The following is a 14,491-nucleotide window of genomic DNA, read 5'->3' on the forward strand; positions in this document are numbered from 1 at the left end:
GGTTAAATTGTTGCGTAATTGCCTTTTTCCAATACCGGGGAAGGCTCCTCGCTCATCCAGCGTTTAAGCACAGGGACGAGAATGAAGAGAATGAACCCGGCCACGATGGCAAAAAGGCCAAGGCAAAGGAACACATGGCTATACCCCGCATTGGTTATCAGGGGATCGGTGCTGTCCATTCCCGCCGTCATCCAGTTGGAGCTGTAACTTGATAGCGTCGCGCCCACGCCAGAAGTCAGCATCCACATTCCCATCATTCCACCCTGCAACGAGCTTGGGGCCAATGCGCCAATCATGGCATAGCCGACAGGCGATATTAACAATTCGCCCACGCTTTGCAATACAAAACTTAAAACCACCCAGCCAGGCGACACCAGGCCGTCCGCAGCGGCTCTGGCGATTCCTACCGGCAGCAGCACAAAGGCCAATCCAATCAACAGCAATGCCAGCGCAAATTGAGTGGGGATATTGACATTGACTCCGCGGGCACGCAGCCGATTTAAGGCCAAGCTCATTAAAGGTCCGCCCACCACAATGCAAATCGTATTGATGTTTTGAAACCACTGCGGCGGAATGATCATTAGCATCCAGTGACGCTGCACGTTGTGGGCAATGAAATGGGTCAACCCCATGGGACCTATCTGAAACAGCATCCAGAAGACGGTTCCCACCACCATAAGCAGCGCAAACGCATGAATTTTTTCACGCGCTTTCTGCGTGCTTTGCTGACGCCCCAGAACACAGGCAAGAACTAACATGGCAACACCCGTGACCAGCACCAGTTTATTGGCAAATTCCGCGTAGTGCAGAAGCTGACTCAACACCAGAGGCAGCACCAGCACCATCACAATCCCCATCAACGAAGCCCGTCGCCGCGCCGGTTTATCGAGACGGCTGTACGGTGAGTTGTTGTCAGACAGCGTATGCCAATAATAAAGACAGATGAGCAGAGCCAGCAGATTACCAAGACAGCTTAACAAAAACAAACGCTGGTAATTATGAGAGAGTTGAAAATACCCGCTTAAGCTGAAACCAATAAAAAACCCGATATTCATTCCCGCGTAATTAAATAAAAACGCGGATTCACGGCGGGTATCAGCGGGTTTAAAGCGCTGTGTCAACATGCAGTTAATGCAGGTGACGTTGAGTCCACAACCGGTTAAGAAGGCCGCGAGGCCCACATAGAGGAAATCCTGATTGACAGTGGCAAGCAGAATGCAGCCGATGATTTGTGCAATCATCCCCAGGCTGAACAGGGAACGATAGGAAAAGAAACGTCCGCCCCAATACCCGCCAAGCAGATGTAACGCATAGTTGAAGGCTACGAATACTCCGGTAATGCTATTGGCCAGGCGCGGAGACAACCCGAGCTTGCCCGTAATGTACAGCACCAACGTTGAATAGAGTACGCTAAAGCTTAAAGTCGAAAAGATCTGAATAAAAAACAATGCAACAATCCCATCCGGTAAATTATTCCATGCTGATTTATTACTATCCGTAATCGACATTAATGCCTTCCTTTTTTTAGTCAAACCAAGTCGACTATGCCATGCAATTTTTTGACTGTCTACGCCGTTTTACAATAAAGATAATCTTCTTGCCATTGGGATCTTTTTCTTTACAAATTATTATCACTATGGATTAAAAGTAAATTGATTTCACCATGGATAACACTGTGATCATATATAATTCAAAAAGAATGTATTTAGAACGGAAAGTAGCGTAAAATGCCCTCTGTTTTTAGCGATAACTTGATGTAAAAATTAAATTGTCGTTATAGTGATTGAAATCAATCCGGGTTTGATTATGCAGAGAAAAATTTATTTTACCGGCATCGAAAAACGGTGCGGCAAATCGTTTGTTTCCTTAGGGCTTCTGGCAAGTCTCAAGGAGCAATGCCCCGATTTACGTTGCTACAAACTCTTTTCTGAAGCGGATAATTCCCAGATGCCTCTGCTGAAAGACCTCTCGCAATCCGAACTGTATCCGCTGATGGATGTGAATCAGGGGATATTGATGATGCGCAATCAGCCTGAGGATTTGCTTTCTCAGGTTTTTGAAGCAACTCAATGCACTGAGAAGACTAAAATCAGCTATTTTGAAGGAACTGATTTCGAAAGCGACAATGATGCTTTTGAGTTTCAATTCAATCTCACCCTGGCTTCGCAGCTGAACTGTGATCTGATCGTGGTGGTTTCCGCCCGTGAACGGACGCCTGAGCATACTTTCTCTCTATTAAACACCACCCTCGAAGCCGCCCGGAAACAACATGCCAACTTAGTCGGCATTATCATTAACCGCGTCGCGCACGCAGACGAAAGCGATTATCAGGAACGTTTGCTGGCCGAATTCAGCCACCTGGCTTTAACCGCGGTTATCCCTGAGTTTGACGCCCTGGCTAATCCGACTGTCCAGGATGTCGCGCAAAAGCTTAAAGCCGAGGTCATTTGCGGCAAGGATGAGCTGCTTAGACCCGTTAAACAGATGACCATCGCCGCAAAAACCGTGGGCAATTTCCTGGAATCGCGGCTGGATCGCAATGGCATGCTCATCATTACTCCGTCAGATCGGGTGGATATTCTGTTAGGCTCGCTGCTGGCCGATCAATCCGCCAATTACCCTAAAATTGCCGGGATTGTGTTAACGGGCGGCGAAATGCCGGGCAGCGTGCTTTGTGAAATTATCGCCGGCCTTGAACGTCCGTTCCCCGTGTTATTAACCCAATGCAAAACCTATGAAACTGCAACAACGCTTTATTCGGCCAAATTCAGCTTAAATCAGGACAATCCCGGTAAAGTCGCCGACACCATCACCGCCCTTAAACCGTTTTTATACGAACCCGTCATCAACTTGTTGCAGCACCAATCCTTACCCAACCGCCTCTCGCCGGCTGTTTTTCTTTATGAATTAATCCGCAGAGCCAAACAGGCCAAAAGGCACATCGTGCTGCCGGAAGGCGACGAACCCCGCATTTTGATTGCGGCGGACCATTTGCTGAAGCGAAACGTGGTAAAAATTACTCTACTGGGTAATCCAGATAAAATTCACCTGTTAGCCAAACGCATGGATCTGACCTTACCCAATGTCCAGATCATCGATGTGGAAACCAGCCTTAAGCGTGAACAGTTTGCCCAGGCCTACTATGAATTACGCAAACACAAAAACGTCAATTTGCCCATTGCTCTGGAAAGAATGAATGATGTCAATTATTTTGCCGCCATGATGGTGTATACCAATCAGGCCGATGGGATGGTCTCCGGTGCAGTCCATACCACCGCCGATACCGTCAGACCAGCCCTGGAGATTATTAAAACCAAACTGGGCGTGACCAAAGTCTCTTCTATCTTCATCATGTGCATGCCGTCTCGGGTGCTCATCTATGGGGATTGCGCCATTAATCCTGAGCCTGACAGCATTACGCTGGCAGAGATTACCTTGCAAGCGGTCAATATTGCCAAACAATTAGGCATTGAACCGAAAGTCGCCCTGCTGTCTTACTCTTCAGGCAGTTCAGGCAAAGGCGACAGTGTTGAGAAGGTAGCCAAAGCCATGGCGCTGGTGAAACAGCAACAGCCTGAATTATTGGCTGAAGGCCCCATTCAATACGATGCCGCCGTGGATCCGGAGGTAGCCCGTAAAAAACTCCCCGACTCCCGCGTGGCCGGCAATGCGAACGTCCTTATTTTTCCTGATTTGAATACCGGCAACAATACCTACAAAGCGGTACAGCGTGAAAGCGGTGCGCTGGCAATCGGCCCTGTCCTGTTAGGATTAAACAAACCCGTCAATGATCTAAGCCGCGGCTGCACGCCCCAGGACATCATCAACACCATTCTGGTCACGGCCATTCAGGTTGAAGGAGAGTCTGTGTGAATATTTTAACCATTAATGCCGGCAGCTCTTCGATAAAATACAAGGCGTATGCCTTTGACCAGGGCAACAGCAATGTCATTCTCTCTGGCTTAATTGAAGGCATCGGTGAAAGCAGCAGCCAATGGCATCATCAATTTCATGGTAAACAAAGCAGCACGCACCGCTTTATTGATCACCGCCAGGCTTTTTCCGAACTCGCCGAACAACTGCAACGTGATCTCAACGAACATCCCATTCATGGCGTAGGCCATCGCGTCGTTCATGGCGGCATTGATTTGTTTGAACCGACGGTGATTACCCCCGCGGTGTTGCAGGCAATTGAGAATCTGGCCAATTTAGCCCCCATTCATAATCCGGTGAATGCCCAGGGCATTCTTCTGGCACAGCAATTTTACCCTAACGCCACCCATGTCGCTCTTTTTGACAGCGGTTTTCACCACACCATGCCCGCCTATGTGCATCAATATGCCATTGATAGTGAGCTCACCAGAAAATACCCCATCAGACGGTATGGCTTTCATGGCATCAACCATGAATACGTAGCCAGACAAATGGCCATTCACTTACAGAAACCGTTAAGCGCCTGTCAGTTCATTACCCTGCATCTTGGGAACGGTGCCAGTGCCTGTTTGATTAAAAACGGCCAATCGTTTGACACAACCATGGGCATGACCCCCCTGCCGGGCCTTATGATGGGTACCCGCTGCGGCGATCTTGATCCGGCGATTATTTTCTACCTGCTTGACCAGGGGTACACTGCCCGGGAAATTGATACTCTGCTCAATAAAAAGAGTGGACTTAAAGGCATCGCCCATGACAATGACATGCGGCGAATTTTGGCGCGTGCGGAGTCAGGGGATAACGAGGCGAAGCTTGCGATTGACATGTATGTGTACCGAATTCAAAAAACCATCGGTGCTTACCTAAGCCAGCTTGATTCGCTGGATGCGCTTATTTTTACCGGCGGCATTGGTGAGAATGCCTACCCTATTCGCCAGGCCGTGCTGGAATCACTGAAGCCCATGGGATTTCATCTCGATAAGGCGCTGAATCAAACCACGCAGAACCACCTGTGGCCTATTCATTCACAAGGTCACCCAATCTATGTCGTTCGCGGCGACGAAGAACAATTGATGTCGCAAAAAGTAGCCGAAATACTGGCAAAAAAAGCATAATCCTTAAGCCTTGGGAAATACCCAAGGCTCGCTCATCCTGACAGCATCCACCTAACTGGCCGATTTAAACATTCGCTTTGATGCACTCCGCCAACACGCTCTCCGCAGCCAAATGCGTCAATCGCAGTTCCTCCTCAGCGTGCGCACTGGACACAAAGCCGGCCTCATACATGGAAGGAGCAAAATAAATCCCCTTTTGCAGCATGCCATGGAAAAATCGCTTAAACAGCGTTTCATTGGAAGCCGCGACGTCGATGTAATTATCGATGGATTCTTTGCCATTGAAACAAAAACCAAACATACCCCCTAATGAGGCGGCAAAGAATGGGATACCCATGTCGGTGGTAATGTCCTGCAACCCTTTAATGAGTTGGCTGGTGGTCAGGCTTAATTTCTCGAAAAAACCAGGTTTGGCAATTTCTTGGAGTGTCGCAAGACCCGCGGCCATGGCCAGAGGATTGCCGGATAAAGTCCCTGCCTGATAGACAGGCCCTTGCGGCGCTAAATGGGACATAATGTCCGCCTTACCGCCGATAGCACCGACTGGCATTCCACCGCCGATGACTTTACCAAGCGTTGTCAAATCCGGAGTTATTTTGAAAACCTGCTGCGCACCACCCAACCCAACCCGAAACCCGGTCATCACCTCATCAAAAATGAGCACGGTGTTGTAGGTATCACAAAGCGTACGTAAACCCTGCAAAAAGTCAGGTTTTGGCAGGACGAAACCCATGTTGCCCGCCACAGGCTCAAGAATAATAGCGGCCACATCACCTGAAAACTGTTCCATCAAACGGGCAGTCTGTTCAAGATCGTTAAAATCAGCCGTTAATGTGTGTTCGGTAATGCTTGGGGGAATACCGGGGGTTGCAGGGATTCCGAGGGTCAATAAACCTGAACCGGCTTTGACCAGCAGGCTGTCATTATGACCATGATAGCAGCCGTTGAATTTAATAATTTTATTTTTGCCGGTATACCCTCTGGCTAGACGGATAGCCGTCATGGTCGCCTCCGTACCGGAATTCACCATGCGTACTTTCTCAATGGCTGGCATCAATTCAATGATTTTTTCCGCAAGCCGCACCTCAAGCTCGGTCGGCGCACCAAAACTCATGCCGTTATGAAGGACATTGGAAACAGCATCCACCAGGGATGGGAAACAATGGCCTAGAATTAAAGGTCCCCATGAACCGACATAATCAATGTAGTGGCGGTCATCCACATCCACCAGGTAAGCGCCTTTGCCCAACTTAAAGAAAATAGGCTCACCGCCAACGCCCTTAAACGCACGGACAGGTGAATTGACGCCGCCAGGGATAACGGACTGGGCCTGTGAAAATAATTCATGTGAATTGCTCATGACGACTCCATTGCCAAAAATAGGATATAGTATCGAGTTTTACAGAGTGTGGCAAAAAAAGGCTGATAAACTTTACATTGTTTTTGACTGTGGTTAAATTACCGCTTTTTAATTGAGGCAACAGGTATGCAAGAATACAAGCGCTATATCTGCGTGATCTGCGGATTTATTTACGATGAGGCGGAAGGCTGGCCAGAAGATGGCATCGAGCCTGGAACCCGATGGGAAGAAGTACCCGAAAACTGGTTTTGCCCGGATTGCGGTGCCGGGAAAGAAGATTTTGAAATGATTGAGATCGAATAACAGCCGGCTGGCCCTCTCTCCAACCCTCTCCCGCAAGCGGGAGAGAGCCTGGTCATCTTTTTCTTCGCCAATACCAACCCATCCTTTTCTCTCCCGTCGAGGTGAAGGGACTATGACTTTTTGCGCTTACGGCGGGCGCTTCGCAGCAAATTAAGCATTTCCACACCCAACGAAAAGGCCATGGCAAAATAAACGTAGGCGCGGGGGATATGGAAAGAAAAGCTATCGGCCACCAATACCATTCCAATTAAAATCAGGAAACTTAAAGCCAGCATTTTCACTGTGGGATGTTTTTCAATAAACCGGCTTACAGGCTCACTGGCATAGATCATTACTAAAATCGCGCAGGTAATGGCCGTGGCCATCACCCAGAAGCGCGTTGTCAAACCAATGGCCGTCAGCACGCTGTCGAGTGAAAAAATAATATCCATGACCGCCACCTGAAAGACCACGGCTCTAAACGTTGAAGCCCCCTTGCCGCTAAGCACCTTTGAAGTCGGCTCTTCCCCCACTTCATGATGAATTTCCTGAGTTGCCTTGGCGATTAGAAACGCGCCTCCGGCCAACAGGAATAGATCCCGGCCTGAGAAACCAAAGGAGCCCACATGAATCAAGGGGCGGGTTAATTTAACCAGCCACACAGCAGAAGCCAGGAGCATTAATCGGGTCACCCAGGCAAACGTCAAGCCCCAGCGCCTGGCTTTGCGGCGTTTTTCAGCCGGCAATCTCTCAGTCAGAATCGACAGGAACACCAGGTTATCGATGCCAAGCACTATTTCGAGGATAATCAGCGCTGACAGGCTGACGATGATATCAACAACATCCATTTGCAATCTCTATGACGTGGGAAAATACCGCTATTTTCCATGATCATGCCGTCCAGGTAAATGATTCACATTAGTCAGGAGATTCGTTATAATAGCGCGCCATGTTCTATTACGTTTGTAGGTGACGACAATAATTAAGCTAATCAAAAAGCTGTTACGGAAAACCAGGACTAAACACGTCCCTGTTAATGCCAGCTACATCATTCCCCGTAATCATCATCATTTATCGAAAACAGATATCAGCCCTAACGCTCTAAAAGTACTCAATCGGTTAAGCAGCTCGGGATTTGAAGCGTATCTTGTTGGCGGAAGTGTGCGTGATCTTTTATTGGGTAAGTCACCCAAAGATTTTGATGTGGCGACCAATGCCACGCCCATCCAAATTAAAAAACTGTTCCGTAATGCACGAATTATTGGCCGTCGTTTCAAACTGGTTCACATTATTTTCCACCGCGACATCATTGAAGTGGCGACATTCCGAGGCAGTGAGGCCATGGATGTCAACCAGCAAACCAATGAACAGGGCATGCTGGTGCGTGACAATGTCTACGGCACCCTGGATCAGGACGCCTGGCGGCGCGACTTCACCATTAACTCACTGTATTACAACATGGAAGATGCTTCCATTGTTGATTTTACCGGCGGAGTAAAGGATGTCAGTGAACGTCTCGTTCGCATGATTGGGGATCCGGTCACCCGTTATCAGGAAGATCCCGTCCGCATGCTGCGCGCCATCCGTTTTTGTGCCAAACTGCATTTCAACATGGCACCAGAAACCAGCGCTCCGCTTGCTCAGTTAAGTCCCCTCATCCGCCATGTTTCCGGCTCGCGTCTTTTTGACGAAATGACCAAGCTCTACCAGTGCGGTGAAAGTGAAAGCGTGCAACGTTTATTGCAGGAACATGGCTTATTCGCGGAGCTCTTTGAACAAACCCACCGCCTGTTAAACAGCGACTACCCGGTCAATGCCCTGTTAGGGATTGCGCTCGAAAGCACGGATGCCCGCATTCGTGACAGTAAACCGGTCACGCCGGCTTTCCTGTTTGCCGTGCTGCTTTGGTTCCCTCTCAAGGCCAAAGCTCTGCAATTGCAACAGGAAGAAAATATTCCTGCACTGCCGGCGCTGGAACGGGCCATGAATCATGTTATTGCCGAACAGAATAAGGTCATTGCCATACCCAAACGCTTTACTCAGGTGATGCGGGAAATGTGGCTCCTGCAATTTCGCTTTAACAAGCGCCATGGTGGACGAGCGCTTAATCTGTTAGAACACCCGCGCTTTCGCGCCGCCTTTGATTTTCTTGCCTTGCGGGCATTGGCCGGTGACGAATCGATGGAATTGGCCCAGTGGTGGACAACATTCCAGGACGCGCCTGAAAACGAACAAACGGCGATGATTGCCGCCTTGGCGCCACCACCTTCGCGAAAACCCAAACGACGCCGCAAGCCTAAAACTGTGTCATGACCTGTGTTTATTTAGGTTTAGGCAGCAACCTTGGCTCCGCCGAGAGGCAGTTACGCCGCGCCTTGGCCGCCTTGCGGACTCTGCCGGAAACCCGTCTTTTGCAAACAGCGCCCTTTTATCGCAATGAAGCCTGGGGACGAAAAACTCAACCTCAGTTCACCAACACCGTGGCTGCCATTCAAACCCGCCTTTCTCCACAGGTTTTACTGGCCCACTGCCACCGAATTGAACACAATCAGGGGCGCCTGCGTCAGATCAAATGGGGGGCAAGAACCTTAGACATTGATATTTTGCTGTTCGGCCCACTGGTTTTGGATAGCCCACGCCTGACTATCCCTCATCCGCGCCTACTGGAAAGGGATTTTGCCTGCCTGCCACTGCTCGCCCTTAATCCACACGTTAAACTTCCTGACGGACGTCTGCTGTCTGATGCCCTTCGCTTTTAATTGCATGTTGTCTTTTTTAAAGAACTAACTACACTATCATATAACTACGGCGGTTTTTTGCGAGGGAATCGTGTACGCCACTATTTTGCATGCCACGGATTTAAAAGAAAACCATTTTGCCATGTGCCAGAAAGCCGTGGCCATTGCCAAGGCCTTTGGAGGAACGCTCCATCTTCTGCATGTGATTGAGCCCCCTGCATCCTTGCAGTTAGCTCAGGGACTGGGTTTTGCTGAATTGGGCAATCCGGTCAAGGACGATGCAGTCACTGTGATGAATGTGCTGGGTGAGGCCTTGTCTCTACCTGTGGCGCAGCAGCATGTCGCAATCGGCTCCATTAAACAACTGGTGCTCAAAAAAGTGAAGGAGTTAGGCTGTGATTTAGTGATTATCGGCAGCCACACGCCTGGGCATTTGCCGGCCTTTTTAGGGAGTACTGCCCATGCCGTTGTCCATCATGCGCCTTGTGATGTGCTGACCATACGAATCTAAGGCCAGCTCTGAACGGCTTGACGGGTAATTTCTGTAAACCGTTTTGGCGTGAGCGCCTCTTCTAACTCTTCTTTTTGGTTGTCTTTCAGCACCTGATAAAAGCTTTGATAACCTATTTCACTGAGCAGGTTGTTATAAGCGGCCAGAGAAAGAGACGCCAGTTTTTTATTTTCGCCTGGCAGGTCAGGGGGAATTAAGACGGGTGCAATGCGCTGCTCATAAGCATAGCCTATTTCGAGCAAAAGACCCTCCTGATACGATTGAGCTATCAATTCCACACCAACAGGCATAGGCTCTTTTCCGATATAGCCCAAGTTAATGCTTAAAGCGGGTAAACCGGCATTAGACGCGACCGGCGCCTGCCAGGTATTAACCTCATACGCATCATAAGTGGCCTCACCCACCCGGCTAATCGGCATCAGTAGAACATCCAGCTGATTTTCACGCATGTAGTTCTCCACATACGCTCTGTTACTGGCAAACCGCTGTAAAGCCTCCCGGTAAGATCGACTGTCTTTAGCCGGCAGCTTGGTTAAAAACTGCAGGCACTCCTTCACATCGCCATACACCCGGGTACGGTTTGACTGGCAGAAATCACGGTAACTTTTTCGAACAGAGGCAAATGATTTGAAATAGTCATTGATTTCTTCGGCCATCCCGGACATGTTCACGTTGCGGTTATTAATGAAATCAGTGAGATAGACATTATCTATGACCGTGACACCGGCCTCACGCAGTTTGGTTAACGTCCCTTGCAGAAGTTTTTCGACGTCTTTCGGCATGGACTGAAAGGTTTTGATTAAACCCACCTGACGCACAATGCCAAGCCGCTTGCCTCTCAGGCCCTCCTTATTCAGAAACGCTCGGTAAGTCGTTACCCGTGGTACTGGCAGCGTTTTGCTGTCATGAGGATCCGGCTTGGCGATGGCATCCAGAATCAGTGCCATGTCTTCAATATGACGCGTCATGGGGCCGGCTGTACCATCAAGGTTGCCGTTGGGGAAAATGCCTGTCTGGCTGACCAATCCAGTACTGGGGCGCAACCCGTACAGGGCATTAAATGCTGAAGGTATACGGATGGAGCCGCTGTTATCTGTACCAATTCCTGCCAGAGCAAAGCCCGCACTGACAGCAGCAGCGGAACCACCGCTTGAGCCGCCAGGATTTTTTTCGGTATTGTACGGGTTGCCAATTCGGCCACTGCGGCTGCTGATGCCAAACATGCCCGAAGCGAACTCGTCCATGGCCCCTTTGCCTAAAATGACAGCCCCCGCTCTTCTTAATTGAACCACCAAAAAAGCATCCCTGGCCGGCTGATTGCCAAGCAAGGCAAGACTGCCCACGGTACTGGTTGAATCATAGGAGTCAATATTGTCCTTAATAATGAGAGGCACGCAATGCAAGGGCCCAATCAAACGATGCGTTGCGGCATAATAATCATCCAGCGCCTGCGCTTCGGCACCGCTTTGCGTACTGAGGGCTGTCCAGGCATTAATCGGCGGCCTGCCATCACCCCCTAGATTGTACTGTTTTAGCCGTTTAAGGTAACGATTAATCACCTCGGTACAAGTGATTTCCCCTCGAACAAGCTTAGCCTGCATGTCGCCGATGCTCTCAAAAGGCGGTGCAATCGATGCGCCATAAGCCATACTGCACAAGCTGAGAATCACCACAATCAGGTAGTTTTTTTGATTTTTCATCCTTAAACCTTCTTTGACACGGCCCGCCGCGCAGCTAATCTCTTTCGATTAACAATAACCCGGCCCTTGACAGGACGTTAATTAATTTTTAGCTTTATCAATCACTTTCCCGTAGTATGTCAAGTCACTGACCTGATAAATTTGTCTTATACTATAAAAATGTTCAGGCCGCTTTCAGGGAGGATAAGCCGTGCAGCCCACCGTGTTAATTGTTGATGACGAACCCAGCACGCTTATCAGCCTGCAGCGCACACTGACGCCTGAGGGATATAAAGTTCATATCGCTGAATCCGCGATGGATGGTCTTAGGATTCTTGAAAATAATCCCATTGATATCATTATCTGCGACATGCGCATACCGCAAATGAACGGCGCGGAATTCCTGAAAGAAGCCGCAGAGCGTTGGCCTGATGTGAGGCGTATCCTGATGACGGGTTACGATGACATTCACACGGCAATTGCCGCCATCAACGTGGGTCAGGTGAATTATTACCTTGCCAAGTCCTCTAAAAAAGAGGAACTGTTAAGCGCCATTAACAGCATGCTGGAAAATAAATTACTGCGTGATCAAAATCGCATCATGCAGGAATTGATTAATCAACAAAATGAAAAATTAAAAATTCTAAACAGTCAATTGGAAGAAAAAATTCAGAAGCGCACAGCGGAATTGCATCGCAGCTATCAGGATTTACAGGAAACCCATGAAGCCGCCATTCAGGCTTTTTTATCCATTCAGGAATTGAATGAAAATCACAACAAGGGGTATTCCCGCAAAGTAGCCACCCACGCTAAACTTCTGGCAAAAGCCATGCATCTCAATGAAAAGGAAATTCAAACCGTTTACCTTGCAGCCATGCTTCATAACCTGGGTCGTAACGGGTTGCGCGAAGAGATACGATTTAAACCCTTTGCCCAACTGACTACCAGAGAATACCAGGAATTCAAGCAATACCCGATTTTAGGCGCCATGTCGCTCTCTGCTTTTCCTTCTTTAAAAGAGGTGGTTAATACCATCCTTTATCACCGTGAACGCTTCAATGGCAAAGGGTATCCGCATGGGGTAAAAGGCGACTCCATACCGCTTTTTTCCGCCATTCTTGCTATTGCTGTCGATTACAATGAATTAATGTATGGATTGATTTTTCAAGAGAAATACCCAGCCAAACAAGCCCTGGCTTATATGAAAGAAAATGAGGAACGTTACGATCGAAAATTATTGCTGCTGTTTATGGATATCATTGCCTCCTTACCGGAACAACAGACCGCTTTGATGGAAAAAGCCCTGGAGCCGCATCAGTTACTCAGCGGCATGGTGTTATCCAGGGATTTGAAATCGAGCGAAGGCTTTATCTTTCTTAAAAAAGGCTGCAAACTGGATGATGAGTTAATCGATCGGATCACGGCAGTTCACAATATCCTGGTGTACGTTTATGAGCCGGTAATCTCACCCACCTCCGAAGATTAGCGCTTTTTCACATGTTTCATCAATCGCCTTTTGCGTTTAACCTGCCGTTCGCTCAATTTATTCTTTTTCCCTTTAAATGGGTTTTCACTGCCTCTGAATTCCAGTTTCAAGGGTGTTCCCACCAAATCGAGGTGCTGAATAAACGCGTTGGTTAAATAGCGTTTGTAGCTGTCAGGCAAGGCATCCAATTGATTGCCGTGAATTACGATAATGGGCGGATTGTGCCCGCCAGCATGGGCGTAGCGCAATTTAATCCGGCGGCCACTGACTAAAGGCGGGTTGTGCTGGGCCACCAAATCCTGCAGCAGTCGGGTTAATTTAGGTGTCGATAACCCCTGCATGGCGGAACGATAGGCTTGTTCAATGTCATTAAATAATAAACCAACCCCGCTGCCGTGCAGAGCCGAAATGAAACGGGTTTTCGCGAACTGAACAAAGTGGAGACGGCGGGCCAGCTCGTCTTTGACATGCTCTTTATGCGAATCCTCAAGCCCATCCCACTTGTTGACGACAATCACCAGGGCCTTGCCTGATTCAACAATAAAGCCCAACAGGTGCATGTCTTGTTCGGTTAAGCCTTCACGAGCATCAAGAAGCATAAGGCATACGTGGGACTCACGGATGGATTGCAGGGTTTTGATAATGGAAAATTTTTCAATTTTCTCATCGACCCGCGAGCGTCGACGCACCCCGGCTGTATCAATCAGAATGTAATTTTTTTCATCCCGGACAAAGGGAATGGCGATGCTGTCGCGAGTGGTTCCGGGCATATCGTACACCACAACCCGCTCTTCGCCGAGAATGCGGTTGACCAGGGTGGATTTACCCACATTGGGGCGTCCGACAAAGGCGATTTTAATGCCCTTTTCACCCGTGTCCTCATCCTCTGAGGCCGGTGCGAAATCATGAGTCATGGCGCGAAGCAACGAATGCATGCCGCGTCCATGGGCGGCCGAAATGGCATGCAGTTGATTAAAGCCTAGGGATTGAAATTCAGCCGAAGCGATTTCTTCGTCCAGACCATCGCTTTTATTGACTACCAGAAAAACCGGTTTGTTGATTTTTCGCAATTGCAGCGCGATTTGTTCGTCAATACCGGTTAATCCGGCTCTCGCGTCAACAAGAAAAAGCACGATGTTGGCTTCGTCCAACGCAATCTCTGACTGCCTGGACATTAATTCATCCACCGCCTGGTCTTCAACGCCGACACCGCCGGTATCAATCACAATGAAGGGTTTGTTTTCATAAACTGCTTCACCGTATTGGCGATCGCGCGTTAATCCGGGGAAATCAGCCACCAGCGCATCTTGCGTTCGTGTCAAACGGTTAAAGAGCGTCGATTTACCCACATTGGGTCGACCAACCAAAGCAATAACAGGTATCATCG

Annotated in this window: 12 protein-coding genes; 7 read left to right on the forward strand and 5 right to left on the reverse strand. The window is 48.9% G+C overall.

Features of this window, described 5'->3' with window-relative positions:
* Positions 1 to 2 precede the first annotated feature (2 nt).
* Positions 3 to 1,508 (reverse strand): peptide MFS transporter, encoded by a 1,506-nt coding sequence (locus Lrub_RS00315; RefSeq protein ID WP_058530204.1) that lies wholly within the window; start codon positions 1,506 to 1,508, stop codon positions 3 to 5.
* Between the two features lie 298 nt (positions 1,509 to 1,806).
* On the opposite strand from Lrub_RS00315, the gene pta reads away from it, so the two are divergent.
* Both pta and Lrub_RS00325 read left to right on the forward strand, forming a co-directional pair.
* On the forward strand, positions 1,807 to 3,873 hold the full coding sequence (gene pta / locus Lrub_RS00320; RefSeq protein ID WP_065235690.1) for a phosphate acetyltransferase: 2,067 nt from the start codon (positions 1,807 to 1,809) through the stop codon (positions 3,871 to 3,873).
* Positions 3,870 to 5,048, forward strand: coding sequence for an acetate/propionate family kinase (locus Lrub_RS00325; protein WP_058530206.1), 1,179 nt, complete (start codon positions 3,870 to 3,872; stop codon positions 5,046 to 5,048). The genes pta and Lrub_RS00325 overlap by 4 nt, the downstream gene beginning before the upstream one ends.
* Before the next feature lie 64 nt (positions 5,049 to 5,112).
* Here Lrub_RS00325 and hemL read toward each other — a convergent pair whose 3' ends face one another.
* The gene (gene hemL / locus Lrub_RS00330; protein WP_058530207.1) at positions 5,113 to 6,408 is read right to left on the reverse strand and encodes a glutamate-1-semialdehyde 2,1-aminomutase; all 1,296 of its coding nucleotides are present in this window, start codon (positions 6,406 to 6,408) and stop codon (positions 5,113 to 5,115) included.
* Between the two features lie 126 nt (positions 6,409 to 6,534).
* On the opposite strand from hemL, the gene Lrub_RS00335 reads away from it, so the two are divergent.
* Complete coding sequence (locus Lrub_RS00335; RefSeq protein WP_058530208.1) at positions 6,535 to 6,711, forward strand: rubredoxin; 177 nt, start codon at positions 6,535 to 6,537, stop codon at positions 6,709 to 6,711.
* 110 nt (positions 6,712 to 6,821) lie between these two features.
* Here Lrub_RS00335 and Lrub_RS00340 read toward each other — a convergent pair whose 3' ends face one another.
* Entirely contained in the window at positions 6,822 to 7,538 is a 717-nt protein-coding gene (locus Lrub_RS00340) for a TerC family protein (protein ID WP_058530209.1), read from the reverse strand.
* A 151-nt stretch (positions 7,539 to 7,689) separates the two neighbouring features.
* Here Lrub_RS00340 and pcnB point away from each other — a divergent pair, with 151 nt between their 5' ends.
* The 3 genes from pcnB (at position 7,690) to Lrub_RS00355 (ending at position 9,939) form a co-directional block, all read left to right on the forward strand.
* On the forward strand, positions 7,690 to 9,003 hold the full coding sequence (gene pcnB / locus Lrub_RS00345; RefSeq protein WP_058530258.1) for a polynucleotide adenylyltransferase PcnB: 1,314 nt from the start codon (positions 7,690 to 7,692) through the stop codon (positions 9,001 to 9,003).
* Complete coding sequence (gene folK / locus Lrub_RS00350; RefSeq protein WP_058530210.1) at positions 9,000 to 9,449, forward strand: 2-amino-4-hydroxy-6-hydroxymethyldihydropteridine diphosphokinase; 450 nt, start codon at positions 9,000 to 9,002, stop codon at positions 9,447 to 9,449. The genes pcnB and folK overlap by 4 nt, the downstream gene beginning before the upstream one ends.
* Positions 9,450 to 9,519: 70 nt before the next feature.
* Entirely contained in the window at positions 9,520 to 9,939 is a 420-nt protein-coding gene (locus tag Lrub_RS00355) for a universal stress protein (RefSeq protein ID WP_058530211.1), read from the forward strand.
* On the opposite strand, the gene Lrub_RS00360 is transcribed toward Lrub_RS00355, so the two are convergent.
* Positions 9,936 to 11,639 carry an amidase gene (locus Lrub_RS00360; RefSeq protein ID WP_058530212.1) on the reverse strand — a complete coding sequence of 568 codons (1,704 nt, stop codon included), beginning with the start codon at positions 11,637 to 11,639 and terminating at the stop codon, positions 9,936 to 9,938. The two genes, Lrub_RS00355 and Lrub_RS00360, sit on opposite strands and share 4 nt — an antisense overlap.
* Before the next feature lie 190 nt (positions 11,640 to 11,829).
* On the opposite strand from Lrub_RS00360, the gene Lrub_RS00365 reads away from it, so the two are divergent.
* Positions 11,830 to 13,104 carry an HD domain-containing phosphohydrolase gene (locus Lrub_RS00365; protein ID WP_058530213.1) on the forward strand — a complete coding sequence of 425 codons (1,275 nt, stop codon included), beginning with the start codon at positions 11,830 to 11,832 and terminating at the stop codon, positions 13,102 to 13,104.
* Here Lrub_RS00365 and der read toward each other — a convergent pair.
* On the reverse strand, positions 13,101 to 14,489 hold the full coding sequence (gene der / locus Lrub_RS00370; RefSeq protein WP_058530214.1) for a ribosome biogenesis GTPase Der: 1,389 nt from the start codon (positions 14,487 to 14,489) through the stop codon (positions 13,101 to 13,103). The genes Lrub_RS00365 and der overlap by 4 nt on opposite strands.
* Between the last annotated feature and the right edge of the window lie 2 nt (positions 14,490 to 14,491).

This window comes from Legionella rubrilucens (assembly GCF_001468125.1).
Lineage (GTDB): Bacteria > Pseudomonadota > Gammaproteobacteria > Legionellales > Legionellaceae > Legionella_C > Legionella_C rubrilucens.